Genomic DNA, 1,336 nt, shown 5'->3' on the forward strand with positions numbered 1-1,336 from the left:
AATTAGCTATCAATATTGAAGCAAATCAATGGCTCTCTGTTGAAGCGGCGGGTTTGGCTGTGATCACATTGGCCCTGCTATGGGCCTGGTCCTGCCAGAACGACAGCTTGCTGTATTGCTCGAACAGGTCTGGCGGAAGGATGCTCTCGCGCCGCTGCAGCCCCACCTGCGGGCGCACCTGGTGCAAGCCGTGCAGCCCCAGAGCTTCGTCAAACTCGGGGGCGTCGTATTTCACGTGCTCAAAGTTGTGCGTGTACTCGGGCTCGCCCAGGAACTGGTAGATCAGGGGCAGCACTTTCTGCGGCGCCTGTGCCAACAGGTCGTAGTCCACCAGCAGCAGTGAGCCGGCGTGTTCTCCGTAGAACGCTTCTTTCAGCGCCGTCCAGGGGTAGCCCACCATGCGGTTGCGCTGGGCCAGGGTCTCCACGCGGCTGTAGACGGTGTTGCGCTCGGTGTCGTCGCTGAACAGGCGGGTGATCTCGTAGGGGTTGGCGCGGTATCTGCGTTCTATGCTGTCCATCACCCAGGCCACGTTGCGCACGCAGGCAATCAGTTTGGCCCCTGGAAAGAGGTCCATGAGGGCAGGCATTTGCGCGCTCCACATGCGGTTGGTGTCAAAGATGACTTCTTTTTCGCCCACCTGGTCTGCGTAGTAGCTGTCAAACAGCCCCCGCGACAGCCGCCTGCGTTGCTCTTTGGTGACCACCGGCCCAAATTCGCTGCCCGCACCCAGTTGGTTGAGCATGTTGCGAAACAGTCCACCCACCGGGCTGGTCATGCCTGCGTGAAAGCGTGGGTTCTGCAGTAGCAGGGCAGATAGCAAGGTGGAGCCCGATCGGGGCAGGCCTGTGATGAAGTGGTAGCGCAATGCTTGTGGTGTGTTCATGTGAATTGTTCTGCTGTCGCGCTCCAGCCATTGAGCATCTGCTGCACGGCCTGCTCCACATGGATCACGCTGGTGTCCAGGCGAAGCGCTGGTGCCACAGGCACCTCGTAGCTCGCCTGTATACCGGTCATCTGTGCCAACTGGTTGGCCCGCGCCTTGGCATACAGCCCCTTGGGGTCTCGCTGCTCGCATACAGCTAGGGGCGTGCTCACATGGATTTCCTTGCACCGGTCTGCACCTATCGCGGAGTACGCTGCGGCACGTGCAGCCGAGGCAGGAGAAACCATGGCAACTATGGCGTGAATGGCATTGGCGTTGAGCATCTGCGCAAGGTGTGCTGCACGGCGCACGTTTTCTGCGCGACTGGCTTCGTCAAACCCCAGGTCTTTGCACAGCCCCATGCGCAGTTCATCGCCATCGATCACACATGCAGCCTCGCCGCGCAGCCGC

The 1,336-nt window shown here is 60.6% G+C and carries 2 protein-coding genes; both read right to left on the reverse strand.

Features of this window, described 5'->3' with window-relative positions; translation table 11 throughout:
- Positions 1–25 precede the first annotated feature (25 nt).
- Complete coding sequence (locus AvAM_RS20965; RefSeq protein ID WP_137748893.1) at positions 26–886, reverse strand: sulfotransferase; 861 nt, start codon at positions 884–886, stop codon at positions 26–28.
- A partial coding sequence (locus AvAM_RS20970) for an adenylyl-sulfate kinase (RefSeq protein ID WP_137748894.1) occupies positions 883–1,336 on the reverse strand: 454 nt, incomplete at its 5' end. The genes AvAM_RS20970 and AvAM_RS20965, both read right to left, overlap by 4 nt.

Origin of the sequence: Acidovorax sp. NB1 (assembly GCF_005405905.1) — a bacterium.
Taxonomy (GTDB): domain Bacteria; phylum Pseudomonadota; class Gammaproteobacteria; order Burkholderiales; family Burkholderiaceae_C; genus Acidovorax.